General features: G+C 62.3%; 15 protein-coding genes. 9 read left to right on the forward strand and 6 right to left on the reverse strand.

Features of this window, described 5'->3' with window-relative positions:
• The first annotated feature begins 276 nt into the window (after window positions 1–276).
• Window positions 277–1,095, forward strand: a complete 819-nt coding sequence (xdhC, locus tag QTL96_RS06220; RefSeq protein WP_289727075.1) for a xanthine dehydrogenase accessory protein XdhC — start codon at window positions 277–279, stop codon at window positions 1,093–1,095.
• On the opposite strand, the gene QTL96_RS06225 is transcribed toward xdhC, so the two are convergent.
• Window positions 1,068–1,283, reverse strand: coding sequence for a hypothetical protein (locus QTL96_RS06225; protein WP_289727076.1), 216 nt, complete (start codon window positions 1,281–1,283; stop codon window positions 1,068–1,070). The genes xdhC and QTL96_RS06225 overlap by 28 nt on opposite strands.
• A 101-nt stretch (window positions 1,284–1,384) precedes the next feature.
• On the opposite strand from QTL96_RS06225, the gene QTL96_RS06230 reads away from it, so the two are divergent.
• Window positions 1,385–2,287 carry a LysR substrate-binding domain-containing protein gene (locus tag QTL96_RS06230; RefSeq protein WP_289727077.1) on the forward strand — a complete coding sequence of 301 codons (903 nt, stop codon included), beginning with the start codon at window positions 1,385–1,387 and terminating at the stop codon, window positions 2,285–2,287.
• On the opposite strand, the gene QTL96_RS06235 is transcribed toward QTL96_RS06230, so the two are convergent.
• Entirely contained in the window at window positions 2,284–2,616 is a 333-nt protein-coding gene (locus QTL96_RS06235) for a hypothetical protein (RefSeq protein WP_289727078.1), read from the reverse strand. The two genes, QTL96_RS06230 and QTL96_RS06235, sit on opposite strands and share 4 nt — an antisense overlap.
• A 190-nt stretch (window positions 2,617–2,806) precedes the next feature.
• A complete protein-coding gene (locus tag QTL96_RS06240) occupies window positions 2,807–3,799 on the reverse strand; it encodes a P63C domain-containing protein (protein ID WP_289727079.1) in 993 nt (330 codons plus the stop codon).
• A gap of 234 nt (window positions 3,800–4,033) precedes the next feature.
• Between QTL96_RS06240 and puuD the strand changes: the two genes are divergently transcribed.
• Genes puuD through guaD form a run of 3 tightly spaced genes read left to right on the forward strand, consistent with a single transcriptional unit; the run spans window position 4,034 to window position 7,100 of the window.
• A complete protein-coding gene (puuD, locus tag QTL96_RS06245) occupies window positions 4,034–5,278 on the forward strand; it encodes a urate hydroxylase PuuD (protein ID WP_289727080.1) in 1,245 nt (414 codons plus the stop codon).
• On the forward strand, window positions 5,275–5,748 hold the full coding sequence (locus QTL96_RS06250) for a hypothetical protein (RefSeq protein ID WP_289727081.1): 474 nt from the start codon (window positions 5,275–5,277) through the stop codon (window positions 5,746–5,748). Before puuD ends, QTL96_RS06250 begins: the two co-directional genes overlap by 4 nt.
• 44 nt (window positions 5,749–5,792) lie before the next feature.
• On the forward strand, window positions 5,793–7,100 hold the full coding sequence (gene guaD, locus QTL96_RS06255) for a guanine deaminase (protein ID WP_289727082.1): 1,308 nt from the start codon (window positions 5,793–5,795) through the stop codon (window positions 7,098–7,100).
• Here guaD and QTL96_RS06260 read toward each other — a convergent pair.
• Together QTL96_RS06260 and QTL96_RS06265 are read right to left on the reverse strand one after the other, a co-directional pair.
• Window positions 7,097–7,693: a dihydrofolate reductase family protein gene (locus QTL96_RS06260; protein WP_289727083.1), complete on the reverse strand. Its 597-nt coding sequence runs from the start codon at window positions 7,691–7,693 to the stop codon at window positions 7,097–7,099. The genes guaD and QTL96_RS06260 overlap by 4 nt on opposite strands.
• Window positions 7,694–7,790: 97 nt before the next feature.
• Window positions 7,791–8,627: a LysR family transcriptional regulator gene (locus QTL96_RS06265; protein ID WP_289727084.1), complete on the reverse strand. Its 837-nt coding sequence runs from the start codon at window positions 8,625–8,627 to the stop codon at window positions 7,791–7,793.
• Window positions 8,628–8,724: 97 nt separating this feature from the next.
• Here QTL96_RS06265 and QTL96_RS06270 point away from each other — a divergent pair, with 97 nt between their 5' ends.
• From QTL96_RS06270 to QTL96_RS06285, 4 genes are all read left to right on the forward strand, one after another.
• Window positions 8,725–9,693 carry a quinone oxidoreductase gene (locus tag QTL96_RS06270; RefSeq protein ID WP_289727085.1) on the forward strand — a complete coding sequence of 323 codons (969 nt, stop codon included), beginning with the start codon at window positions 8,725–8,727 and terminating at the stop codon, window positions 9,691–9,693.
• 94 nt (window positions 9,694–9,787) lie between these two features.
• Window positions 9,788–10,930, forward strand: coding sequence for an alpha-hydroxy acid oxidase (locus QTL96_RS06275; RefSeq protein ID WP_289727086.1), 1,143 nt, complete (start codon window positions 9,788–9,790; stop codon window positions 10,928–10,930).
• 43 nt (window positions 10,931–10,973) lie between these two features.
• Entirely contained in the window at window positions 10,974–11,162 is a 189-nt protein-coding gene (locus tag QTL96_RS06280) for a type II toxin-antitoxin system HicA family toxin (protein ID WP_018897262.1), read from the forward strand.
• 2 nt (window positions 11,163–11,164) lie between these two features.
• The gene (locus QTL96_RS06285) at window positions 11,165–11,569 is read left to right on the forward strand and encodes a type II toxin-antitoxin system HicB family antitoxin (protein WP_289727087.1); all 405 of its coding nucleotides are present in this window, start codon (window positions 11,165–11,167) and stop codon (window positions 11,567–11,569) included.
• Window position 11,570: 1 nt separating this feature from the next.
• Here QTL96_RS06285 and QTL96_RS06290 read toward each other — a convergent pair whose 3' ends face one another.
• A complete protein-coding gene (locus QTL96_RS06290; protein ID WP_289727088.1) occupies window positions 11,571–12,311 on the reverse strand; it encodes a metallophosphoesterase family protein in 741 nt (246 codons plus the stop codon).
• Window position 12,312: the final 1 nt, after the last annotated feature.

A 12,312-nucleotide genomic window follows, 5' to 3' on the forward strand; every position in this document is an offset into this window, starting at 1 on the left:
GCTCGCAGGATTTGCTGGCCTTGCGGGTGTGGCGTACCCCCCTCTGCCCTGCCGGGCATCTCCCCCACAAGGGGGGAGATCGACTCGTGGCAATGCTTTCGCAGACGTTGAGGGTAGAGCGAGCGACCGCCCCCAGCCAATCTCCCCACCTGTGGGGGAGATGCCCGGCAGGGCAGAGGGGGGTATCACACCCACAAACCTCACCTTCATAAACTCGCCCCACACAAGCCCCGCCCAGACCAACCCCATCCCCACAATCCCCCCGGTCATCCCACAATGACCACCCTCCCCCAATTCCTCGCCACCCACCCCGACACGATCCTGATCGACATCACCGGCACCCAGGGCTCCACCCCCCGCGAAACCGGCACCTTCATGCTGGTCGCGACCGACACCATCTGGGGCACCATCGGCGGTGGCCAGTTCGAGTTCATGGCGATCGCCAACGCCCGCAAGCTTCTACACGGCGCCGACGGCCGCGAGATGATGGATATCCCGCTCGGCCCGGAGATCGGCCAATGCTGCGGCGGGCGCACGCAGCTCAGGTTTCGCCGGGTGACGGATGCCGTGATCCGCGAGCTGGACGAGCGACGCAGCGATGAAGCGGAGCGGCGGGCGGAGGTGTGGCTGTTCGGCGCCGGGCATGTCGGCCGCGCGCTCGCGATAGCGCTTTCGCCGCTGCCGCTCGACGTCACCGTGATCGAGACCCGTGAGGACGAACTCGCGCATCTGCCTGATGGCATCAATGCCCGGCTCGTCGCCATGCCCGAAGCGCTGGTTAAGGAGATGCGCGCGGGCGCCGTCGTCGTCATCCTCACCCACGACCATGCGCTCGATTTCCTGATCGCCCGCGAGGCGCTCGCCCGCACCGATCTCGCCTATACCGGCATGATCGGTTCGGCCACCAAGCGCGCCACTTTCGCAAGCTGGCTGCAGCGCGAGGCGGGTGGCGAGAAGGAATGGATGGAGCGGCTGACGCTGCCGATCGGCGGTCAACAGGTGCGCGACAAGCGCCCGGAAGTGATCGCCGCCATGACCGCGGCCGAAATCCTGACCGCGCTCGCCGCCTACCGTGTTCGCGCATCCTCGATATAGGGATCGCGCCCGTCCATGAAGCCGAGGTCGCGCTTGACGCGATCCGGCATGCCCTCGAGATCCAGCCGGTCCGGCCGCGCCAGACGCACGGCAAGCCCCCGCAACAGATGCGCCAGCCACTCGAAAGACCTGATATGGGTCGGTCCGGCCACCTGTTGGGCCATTTTTTCGTTGGTTACGCAAGCCATGACATCACCTCGATAATCTGATCTGATGACTTGCAGATTGCGCCGATTAATGCTGCAATTCCAATCGAACAACCGTCTGCATGCATAAAGAGAACTTATCCATGAAGCTGTCCAAGCAGGTTCCGCTGAATGCGCTGCGCGTCTTCGAGGCCGTGGCAAGGCTCGGCAGCTTCACCAAGGCCGGCGACGAGCTCGGCATGACGCAGACGGCCGTCAGCTATCAGGTGAAACTGCTGGAGGAGAATATCGGCGAGCCGCTTTTTCTGCGCCGGCCGCGCCAGATCAGCCTGACGGACACCGGCGAACTGCTGCTGCCGAAAGTGTCCGACGCCTTCGTGCTTTTGAACGAGGCGATGGCCGAGGCGCGCGGCGAGATCGAATCGACGCTTCTGATCAACACCATCGCCACCTTCGCCTCGCACTGGCTGGCACGACGGCTGGGCACCTTCCAGCTCAGGCACCCGGCGATCGCGGTGCGGCTGTCGACATCGGAAGCGCTGATCGACTTCACCCGCGAATCCGTCGACGTCGCAATCCGCTCGGGCGACGGCAACTGGCGCGGGCTGATCGCCGACAAGCTGCTCGATGTCGACTTCACCCCGATGCTGAGCCCGAAACTGGCGGAAAGCATCGGCGGCATCCACAAGCCCGAAGACCTGATGAAGCTGCCGATCATCGGCGCCACCGATCCCTGGTGGCAGATCTGGTTCAAGGCGGCAGGCCTGACTGACCTCGGCCTGGAATCGCGCCCGCGCAGCCAGTATGGATCGCAGACCTTCGAGGCGAGTGCCGCCATGGCCGGCCAGGGCGTCGCCATCCTGACGCCCGCCTTCTATGGCGACGAACTCGCCCAGGGGCGGCTCTATCAGCCCTTCGAGATGACCTGCAGCGACGATCGCGGCTACTGGCTGGTCTACGCCGAAAACCGCCGCAACGTGCCGAAGATCAAGGCCTTCCGCAGCTGGATCCTGGAAGAGATCGCCCGCGACAGGGAGAGCGCTTAGTAACCCATTTCGGGCGCATAGAAGCAGCGCGGCGTATCCTCGTTGGGAAACAGGCAGAGATGGTAATCGCCATCGCCCGATTTCATCGCCCGACCCATTGGCAGCAGGAAGACATGGGCATGGGTGACGAGCCGGTGATCCCCCGGCAGAAGCGTCACCCGATAACCGTTCGGCGTGATCGCGACGCTCTTCGGCGGGATCATCTGGCAATCGCCCGTCTCGTTGTCGCCGTTGCAACAATAGGGCTCGTACGCCCAACCGGATGGAGCGTCATGGGCCTGGGCGGCAAAGGAAAAAGCAATCATCAGAAATACAAGAATGCTGCGCATCGGCATCTTCTCCATTGATGAATGCAACGCCGAGGCTGTTTACTCCTTACCCGGCGGCCTCAACGGAGAAAATGTAACCGAGTCCCAAAATTTCAATTAATGCTAAATTTTCAATATAAGATATTGAGAGGGCAACTTAAACGATATCGTGTGAATGAACCCTCACGGCTTAACATCCCAAAATGTAAACTCAATCATCGTCAAGCATCATGTCAATTTGAGTGCCTGGCTTGGGAAACGCAACGTCCAAGTGTCGCTTGAACGAATCCCACGACTTCGAGATTTTCATAATCGGAAGAATCTGAAGAATGTGGTCACGCAAATCCGGTTGCCCAACATCCTCAGAGAGGAACTGATGATGCTTGAATTTTCGACGTTTCGATTCCTCGTCAGTCGGGTTTACTTCTCGAAGCTTAGCAAGCACTCCTGCCGGCAGCCGTTCATAAACGACATCGTTGGTAATATGCCCCAAAAAAGGTGTCTTTGCCCGGCCGACAGGCCACTTCCAGCCTTTTAGGCGATAAACCTGCTTGTAAAACTCATCGGGAAACCGTTTTGCCCAGGCTAAACGTTCTTCGACTAAGTAAACTGACAGCAGCCGATGCAACTCATCCCGGTCCCGTTCTGTTTGAAAACCGGTAGCTTCATCTACGAGAGCTACAATGCCAACTTTGGCAAGCGCTCGAACCAATACCTCGCTCTGCTCCGCGAGAGGAAGCTGTTGCGCCGTCAAAAGTGCATCTGCTCTTGCCTGCAAAAACAGGTCGCACACCCAAGGCAATAATTCCGCCTTGAAGCCGTGAGCTTTACCTCCAGTGGGAGTTATAAACGAAATAGGGACAGTGGCGTCGACAACCTCTTGCGTGATCAAAGGTTTCAGGCTTTTTGTCGCCAAGAACGGCGGCAGACCATCAGTCACTTGCTGCGACTTTCCTTTCGGCTTGGAAGAGCGCCCCAGCGCTTGAAGGAACCCAGCTTGGGTCAATAGACGCGTTCCATCCGACAGCACCGCACACGGTATCTCTGCCTCCCCTATCCTTAGCGTCCCAGTATGGGTTGCCTTCGGCAAACTCGACGCCTCGGCCCACCGAGCCTTAGCAGCCGCACTAGCAATTTCATGCCGCTGTTCTGCCGTAAGCCGCTCCGCGCGAATCTTACCGCCCTTGCTTTGCCGATCATCCATAGCAATCATCTCCATGCTTGCTTAAAAGGCAATCTACATGCTTGCTATTTTCTAGCAAGCATAAAATATCGAGAAAAGCGCATGCTTGCTAAACCTTATGGCCATTGCACGCCTAAGGAGGATAGGTTGGCGCATTGCTCAACATGTGCACTGGAAGCAGCATTAGCGCCTCCCCCCTTTTCTCCCGGCAAAACATTCTGCACACTGCTGAATCGGAGAGAATAGGGGAACTGAATGTATGAATACGCCATCGCGTGGGAATGGCTGGCCTTTGCGGCTCGCTGGTTCCACGTCATCACCGCCGTTGCCTGGATCGGCTCGTCCTTTTATTTCATCGCGCTCGATCTCGGCCTGGTGAAGCGTCCGCATCTGCCCGTCGGCGCCTATGGCGAGGAGTGGCAGGTGCATGGCGGCGGGTTCTATCATATCCAGAAATACCTGGTGGCACCGGCTCAGATGCCCGAGCACCTGACCTGGTTCAAATACGAGAGCTATTTCACCTGGCTCTCCGGCTTCCTGATGCTCTGTATCGTCTATTACGGCGGCGCCGATCTGTTCCTGATCGATCGCCACGTGCTCGATGTCAGCGCCCCGGTCGCGATCGCCATCTCGCTCGCCTCGCTCGCCGTCGGCTGGATCGTCTACGACCTGCTCTGCAAGTCGCCGATCGGCCGGAACACCTGGGGCCTGATGGTGGTGCTCTATGCCGTGCTCGTCTTCATGGCCTGGGGCTACACTCAGCTCTTCACCGGCCGCGCCGCCTTCCTGCATCTCGGCGCCTTCACCGCGACGATCATGTCGGCCAACGTCTTCATGATCATCATCCCCAACCAGAAGATCGTCGTCGCCGACCTGATCGCCGGCCGCACGCCGGATGCGAAATATGGCGCGATCGCCAAGCAGCGCTCGCTGCACAACAACTATCTGACGCTCCCCGTCATCTTCTTCATGCTGTCGAACCACTATCCGCTGGCCTTCGGCACGGCCTACAACTGGGTGATCGCCGCACTTGTCTTCCTGATGGGCGTCACCATCCGCCACTGGTTCAACACAACGCATGCTCGCAAGGGCCGCCCGACCTGGACGTGGCTGGCGACCGTGATCCTGTTCATCCTGATCATGTGGCTCTCCACCGTTCCCAAGGTGCTGACCGGCGAGACGGACGCGGCCGCCGAACAGGTCGCCCCGGCCTTCCAGCAATTCGCCGGCGATCCGCATTTTCCCGCCGTCAAGCAGCTTGTCGGCACTCGCTGTTCCATGTGCCATGCCGCCGAGCCTGTTTATGAGGGCCTGGCGCGGCCGCCGAAAAACGTGATCCTCGAAAACGACGCCGAGATCGCAGCACACGCCCGGGAGATCTATATCCAGGCCGGCCGCAGCCACGCCATGCCGCCGGGCAACGTCACCGACATCACGCCGGACGAGCGCAAGCTGCTCGTCGCCTGGTTCGAAAGCGCGGTCGAGGGCAAACGCGAATGATCAAAGGCCTCCGCCCCCTGCTTCTGGCCAATCTTATCGCCCTCTCGGGGCAGGCATGGACGGAAGCGCGGGCCGAGGAGGCCATTGCAAAACAGGAAGACGTGAAGACCACGGGAACCGTCCCCGCTGATATCACCGCCCCCAAGGAAATATGGGGCGAAGTCAATGTGCTGGGCACCGGCCCATTCTGGGCGCTCAGCATCCGCGAGGGCCAGATCACCTTCAGCCGGGCGGGCAAGAACGACGTCATCACCATAAACCCCGGCCCGATGGCGATGACTGAAGACAGCGCGACATGGACCATCACTCACCCGCCGCAGCACTACACGCTGACAGTCACCAGGGAGACCTGCGTCGACGGCTCATCCGCGAAGCGTTACGATCTCGCGGCAAAGCTGGTATTTCAGGGCAGGACATTATACGGCTGCGCCGCATCGGTGGCGGCCCTCCCAGCCAAGCCGGCGCCCTGAGCCCTGTTCCGACGACGACACGCAATCGATAAAGGCGAACGCCCATGACCCCAACCCTCCTCCGCGGCCGCCTGCTCTCCTTCCTCAGGGCACCTCAGAGCCTGACCGACAGCGAAAGCTATCGCTACGAGACCGATGGCGGCCTGCTGATGGACAATGGCGTCATCGTCGAAAGCGGCCCCTATGCCGAAGTGAAGGCCAAGGCCACAGCCGATGCACAGGAGATCGACCACCGCCCGCATCTGATCATGCCCGGGTTCATCGACATGCACCTGCACTTCCCGCAGATGCAGGTGATCGCCTCCTATGCCGCCAATCTTCTCGAATGGCTGAACACCTACACCTTTCCGGAGGAATGCCGCTTCGTCGAAAGCGCGCATGCTCAGCGTATCGCCACGCACTTCTACGACGAACTGATCCGCCACGGCACGACGACGGCCGTCGCCTACTGCTCCGTGCACAAGACCTCCGCCGACGCCTTCTTCGCCGAAGCCATGAAGCGCAACATGCGCATGATCGGCGGCAAGGTGATGATGGACCGCAACGCCCCGCAGGGCCTGCTCGACACGCCTCAGATGGGCTATGACGAGACCCGAGAGATCATCGCGGAATGGCACGGCAAGGGCCGCAATCACGTCGCCATCACCCCGCGCTTCGCCATCACCTCGACGCCCGCCCAGATGGAAGCGACGCAGGCACTCGCCCGCGAATTCCCCGACCTCCACATCCAGACGCATCTCTCCGAAAACCACGACGAGATCAAGTTCACCTGCGAGCTCTATCCCGACGCGATCGACTACACCGATATCTACGCCCGCTACGGCCTGCTCGGCGACAAGACCCTCTTCGGCCACTGCATCCACCTGTCGGATCGCGAGGCGGACGCCATGAGCGAGGCCGGCGCAATCGCCGTCCACTGCCCGACCTCCAACCTCTTCCTCGGCTCCGGCCTCTTCCCGCTGAAGGCGCTGATGCGCCGCGACAAGCCGGTCCGCATCGGCGTCGCCACCGATATCGGCGGCGGCTCGAGCTATTCCATGCTGCGCACCATGGACGAGGCCTACAAGATCCAGCAACTACTCGGCGAGCGCCTGAACCCACTGGAAAGCTATTACCTGATGACATTGGGCAACGCCCAGTCCCTCTCGCTTTCCGACCGCATCGGCACGCTCGACAAGGGCACCGATGCCGACGTGGTGGTGCTCGATGCTAGCGCGACGCCGGCCATGGCCCTGAAGATGGAAGTGGTGAAAACGCTGCCGGAAGAGCTCTTTCTGCTGCAGACCATGGGCGACGACCGCGCCATCGTCGAGACTTATGTCGCCGGCCTGGCGGCGAAAGACGCTCTCTAGGCCCGCCGATAGACCTGCGCGATGGCGCCCTTGGGAAACACCCGCGTGCTCACCAGCTGCAACCGCCTCGGCTGCGCCAGATCGGAGAAGATCGGCTGGCCGCGACCGAGCGCCAGCGGGTAGACCATCAGCATATATTGATCGACCAGATCATGGGCGATGAGGCTGCGCGCGAAGGTGGCGCCGCCATGGGCGATGATCGGCTTGCCGTCTTCGGCCTTCAACCTGGCGATTTCCTCGCCGAGATCGTCGCTCGCCACATAGGCTGTGCTCCAGCTGTCGGCGCCGGGTTGCGGCTCGCCTGATGGCGCCGCGTCGATCGCCTTCGGCAGGATCGCCGCGCCCCTCTTCGAGAACACCGCTTTGGGAATCTGGTTCATCGCGGGTGCGAAGACGTTGGTCGATGTCGGCCAGAAGCGCGCCATTCCCTCGAAGGTGCGGCTGCCCATGATGTGCAGGCTTGCATTCCAGGCGTTCTCGACCTTCCAGGCAATCGCCTCCTCGTCACCGGTGAAAATCCATTCGGTCTCACCCTCGGGGCCGCTGACAAAACCATCGAGCGTCATCGCCATGGCCAGGATCAACTCTCGCATCGCTTCCTCCTCTTGTGTTCTCCCAAAGGACGGATCGGTCCAAGCTATTCCGACATCCGCCGAACCGGAAATCCGCATCTATTCAGCAATCGCGCCGTCAACGCTCGCGCAGCGCATCCATCACCGCCCGCACCAGCGGCACATCCTTGATGTCGCTATGGACGACAAGCCACAGATCCCGCGTGATGTCGGCTCCATCAAGATCAAGCCGCGCCAGCCCCTGGCCCTCCGCGATGAAATCGGGTAGCAGCGCCACGCCGCCGCCGGCCTTGACTGCCGCCACCTGAAACTCCAGCGTCGAGGCCCGGATCGCGATCGGCCGACCGGCGGCGATCTCCGCCAGCCGCTCCTCCTGCGGCGACGACGCCATCCCCTCATCATAGCCGATAAACGTCCAGTCGTGCTCATGGACCGTCTCGGCATAGTCTGATGCCGCATAGGCATGGAAACCCACCTCGCCGATCTTCGAGACAGTCAGATCTCCGCTCTCAGGCCGATTAAGCCGTACGGCGATATCCGCCTCCCGCCGCCCGAGCGAGGCATAGCGTGTTTCACCGATGAGCGTGATCCGGATACCGGGATGCCGCGCTCTCAGTCGCACCAGCGGCGGCGCCAGAACCGCGCCCGCATAGGCTGGCGGCGCGCTGATGCGGACCTCGCCGACATGGCTTTGATCGGCGCCGATACCGCCGCGCGCGATGGTCATGGCGTCGCCGCTCATGCGCTCGGCGATCGCGGCAACACGTGCACCCTCCGCCGTCAAAAGTATCCGTCGCCCACGCCGGTCAACCAGCTTGGCGCCGATCTCGCGCTCCAGATGCGCCACGCGCCGCGATACCGTTGCATGCTCGACCCCGAGCGCCCGCGCGGCACCCGACAAGGTTCCGAGTTGCGACAGAGCCAGCAGATGGCGCAGATCTTCCCAATCCAGCATTGATCATTTTTTCCCAAGCAATGTGCGATCATAGGGAATTTTCAATCACGCAGCCATCCCCCATCTTCGGCGCCAGACAGGCACAGGAGATCGGAATATGGATATCGCAATCGCCCTCACCGCCCCCGGCGGCATCGAGCAGCTGACGGTTACCCCGCAAGAACCGGAGGCGCCGGGGGCGAACGAGATCCGCATCCGCCACGACGCCATCGGCGTCAATTTCCTGGACATCTATCATCGCAAGGGCCTCTACCCGCTGCCCAACTACCCCGCCGTCATCGGCGCCGAAGGTGCTGGCGTGGTCGAGGCGGTCGGCGCCGACGTCACGACTTTCTCTCCCGGCGACCGCGTCGTCTATATGGGCGCCCCCGTCGGCGCCTATGCCTCGACCCGTCTGCTGCCGGCGCATCGCGCCATCCGCCTGCCCGACGATGCCGGTTCGAAACAGGCCGCCGCCATGATGCTCAAGGGCATGACGGCCTATATGCTGCTCCACCGGATCCACACGGTGACGCCTGAAAGCACCATCCTGGTGCACGCCGCCGCCGGCGGTCTCGGCACGCTTCTCGTGCGCTGGGCCAAGCACATCGGTGCCACCGTCATCGGCACCGTCAGCAATGCGGAGAAGGCGGCGCTGGCGACCGCCAACGGCGCCGACCATCTGGTGATCGGCCGCGATGCCGATCTGGTCGCAGACGTCATGGCGCTGACATCAGGGCGCGGCGTCGATGTGGCCTATGATGGCATCGGCGGCGCGATGCTGGCGAAGACCATCCAGTGCATCCGCCCCTTTGGCATGGCCGCGAGCTTTGGCCAGGCAGCGGGGCCGATACCGCCGGTGGCGATCGAGGCGCTGCGCCCGAACAAGTCTTTGTCGCACCCGAGCATCATGGCGGCGAGCGCCGATCCAGCCTTCTACCTGGAAGCGGCAACAGCCGCGATCGAGGCCATCCGGCTCGGCATTCTCACGCTTCCAACCCGCGAACTCGCCCTTTCCGATGCCGCCGCAGCCCAAAGCGAATTGGAGGCCGGACTGAGCAGCGGCAGCCTGCTGCTGATCCCCTGACGGAACGCGAACACGAGCGGGAAAAGATACCGTTTCGAATGCAATTTATATGTGATATGGCCGGTCGCATTATTCAGATGTGAAAGTCTTATCCATGACGAAACCTCTCACCATTGCCGATCTGAAATCGCTCGCCCAGCGCCGCGTCCCCAAGATGTTTTTCGACTACGCCGATTCCGGCGCCTGGACGGAACAGACATACCGGGCCAACGAAAGCGATTTCTCCAAGATCGGCCTGCGTCAGCGCGTACTCGTCGACATGACGAACCGCACGCTTGAGACGACGATGGTGGGCCAGAAGGTATCGATGCCGGTGGCGCTCGCCCCAACGGGCATGACCGGCATGCAGCACGCCGATGGCGAGATGCTGGCGGCGCAGGCGGCCGAAGAGGCTGGCGTTCCCTTCACGCTGTCGACCATGAGCATCTGCTCGATCGAGGATGTCGCCTCGGTCACCACCAAGCCCTTCTGGTTCCAGCTCTACGTCATGAAGGACAAGGACTTCGTGCTGAACCTGATCAACCGCGCCAAGGCCGCCAAGTGCTCGGCGCTGGTCTTGACCGCCGACCTGCAGATCCTCGGCCAGCGCCACAAGGACCTGCGCAACGGCCTCTCCGCGCCGCCGAAATTCACGCCCAAGCACATCTGGCAGATGGCGACGCGACCCTTCTGGTGCCTCGACATGCTGCAGACCAAGCGCCGCTCCTTCGGCAACATCGTCGGCCACGCCAAGAACGTCTCCGACCTCTCCTCGCTGTCTTCCTGGACGGCAGAGCAGTTCGACCCGCAGCTCTCCTGGGCTGACGTCGCCTGGATCAAGGAACAGTGGGGCGGCCCGCTGATCATCAAGGGCATCTGCGACGTCGAGGATGCGAAAGCGGCCGCCGACACCGGCGCCGACGCCATCATCGTCTCCAACCACGGCGGCCGCCAGCTCGACGGCGCCCCCTCCTCGATCAGCATGCTCCCCTCGATCGTCGACGCCGTCGGCGATAAGATCGAAATCCACCTCGATAGCGGCATCCGCTCCGGCCAAGACGTGCTGAAGGCCGTGGCGCTCGGCGCCAAAGGCACCTACATCGGCCGCCCCTTCCTCTATGGCCTCGGCGCCATGGGCAAGGAAGGCGTGTCACTGGCGCTCAGCATCCTGCGCAAGGAGATGGACGTGACCATGGCGCTTTGCGGCAAGCGCGACATCAAGGACGTGAACTCGTCGATCATCGCGGGACGGCAGTAGGCGCGATTTGAATCATACACATCATTGTGTATAATTCAGCCCGATGAAGAGCGCCGACGTCATTGCCCTGCTGCAGAAAGCCGGCTGGTTCGAGGTCGGCCGCAAAGGCAGTCATGCCCAGTTCAAGCACGCGGACAAGCCGGGCCGCGTGACGGTGCCGCATCCCAAGCGGGACATTCCGATCGGGACGCTGCGCAGCATCGAGAAACAGTCGGGCCTGAAGTTGAGGTGATCATGCGCAACTATATCGGACTGATCCACAAGGACGCTAAGAGCGACTACGGCGTCTCCTTTCCGGATTTTCCCGGCGCCATCACGGCTGGCTCGACGCTGGACGAGGCGCGCGAAATGGCCGAGGAAGCCCTGGCTTTTCACGTCGAGGGATTGATCGAGGACGGCGAAACGCTTCCACAACCCTCCTCGCTCGAAACGGTCATGGCCAACCCGGAGAACAAGGACGGCGTCGCGATCCTCGTCTCGCTGAAAGCCGCCTCAAGCAGGGCCGTGCGCATCAATGTCACGCTGCCGGAGGATGTTCTGGCCCGGATCGACGCGGTGGCAGCTGCTGCCGGCCTGTCACGCTCGGCCTTTCTCGCCAAGGCCGCGAAGCACGAAATCGAGCGCAACGCGGCGGCTTAGCTCAGCGCACCCACCCCGTCGCCAGCGCACTCGCCCAGCTGTCGCGCCCGTTCTCCCGCGCCAGCCGCGACATCGCCATGTGATCATAGGCAACGGTGCGGAACTGCGGCGCGAAGCCGGACGCGGTCTTTTCGATGATGCAGTAGGAGGCCAGCGGATGCCCGGCCTCGACCTTGTGCTCATAGGGCGTGTCGTCGCTGTAACCGGGGCAGCCGACGCTGCCGGGATTGACGATCAGGCGCCCATCGCTGAGGCGCACCATGCGCGGCACATGGCTGTGGCCGCAGAGGATCAGCGGCTGCTCGATTCCCTCGGCCAGAGCCTCGATCTCCTCGAGAGGCTTCAGGAAGACATGACCGTCTGGCGAGACGGATTCCAGCCAATAGGTTTCGTCATGCTTAGGCGTTGCGTGGCAGAGATAGACCTCGTCGCGATAGACGGCGCTGAACGGCAGGCTTCGCAGCCAGCCGAGATGCGCGGCCGACAGTTGCCCATAAGCGTGCTGCTCCCAGGAGGGCATGGCGTCGGCGGGGCTTTCGATCAGGTAGCGATCGTGATTGCCGCGCACCGTCGGCGCATTGAGCGACATCAGCCTGTCCGCCGCCTTGCCCGCTTCGAGCGGCCCGCTCAGGCAATCACCGAGATTGACGATCTCGGAAATCCCAAGCGCCTCGATATCGGCAAGCACGGCTTCCAGCGCCAGGTGGTTGCCATGCACATCGGCAATCGCGGCAAAACGCATC

It is taken from the genome of Rhizobium sp. S163 (assembly GCF_030380805.1).
Classification (GTDB): domain Bacteria; phylum Pseudomonadota; class Alphaproteobacteria; order Rhizobiales; family Rhizobiaceae; genus Rhizobium.

Coding starts and splice junctions, on each gene's coding strand:
- QTL96_RS06230 (WP_289727077.1), top strand. CDS start 1,385: ATGAAGCTGTCCAAGCAGGTTCCGCTGAATGCGCTGCGCGTCTTCGAG.
- QTL96_RS06270 (WP_289727085.1), top strand. CDS start 8,725: ATGGATATCGCAATCGCCCTCACCGCCCCCGGCGGCATCGAGCAGCTG.
- QTL96_RS06260 (WP_289727083.1), bottom strand. CDS start 7,693: ATGCGAGAGTTGATCCTGGCCATGGCGATGACGCTCGATGGTTTTGTC.
- QTL96_RS06250 (WP_289727081.1), top strand. CDS start 5,275: ATGATCAAAGGCCTCCGCCCCCTGCTTCTGGCCAATCTTATCGCCCTC.
- QTL96_RS06235 (WP_289727078.1), bottom strand. CDS start 2,616: ATGCGCAGCATTCTTGTATTTCTGATGATTGCTTTTTCCTTTGCCGCC.
- puuD (WP_289727080.1), top strand. CDS start 4,034: ATGTATGAATACGCCATCGCGTGGGAATGGCTGGCCTTTGCGGCTCGC.
- QTL96_RS06225 (WP_289727076.1), bottom strand. CDS start 1,283: ATGGCTTGCGTAACCAACGAAAAAATGGCCCAACAGGTGGCCGGACCG.
- QTL96_RS06275 (WP_289727086.1), top strand. CDS start 9,788: ATGACGAAACCTCTCACCATTGCCGATCTGAAATCGCTCGCCCAGCGC.
- xdhC (WP_289727075.1), top strand. CDS start 277: ATGACCACCCTCCCCCAATTCCTCGCCACCCACCCCGACACGATCCTG.
- guaD (WP_289727082.1), top strand. CDS start 5,793: ATGACCCCAACCCTCCTCCGCGGCCGCCTGCTCTCCTTCCTCAGGGCA.
- QTL96_RS06290 (WP_289727088.1), bottom strand. CDS start 12,311: ATGCGTTTTGCCGCGATTGCCGATGTGCATGGCAACCACCTGGCGCTG.
- QTL96_RS06265 (WP_289727084.1), bottom strand. CDS start 8,627: ATGCTGGATTGGGAAGATCTGCGCCATCTGCTGGCTCTGTCGCAACTC.
- QTL96_RS06280 (WP_018897262.1), top strand. CDS start 10,974: ATGAAGAGCGCCGACGTCATTGCCCTGCTGCAGAAAGCCGGCTGGTTC.
- QTL96_RS06240 (WP_289727079.1), bottom strand. CDS start 3,799: ATGGATGATCGGCAAAGCAAGGGCGGTAAGATTCGCGCGGAGCGGCTT.
- QTL96_RS06285 (WP_289727087.1), top strand. CDS start 11,165: ATGCGCAACTATATCGGACTGATCCACAAGGACGCTAAGAGCGACTAC.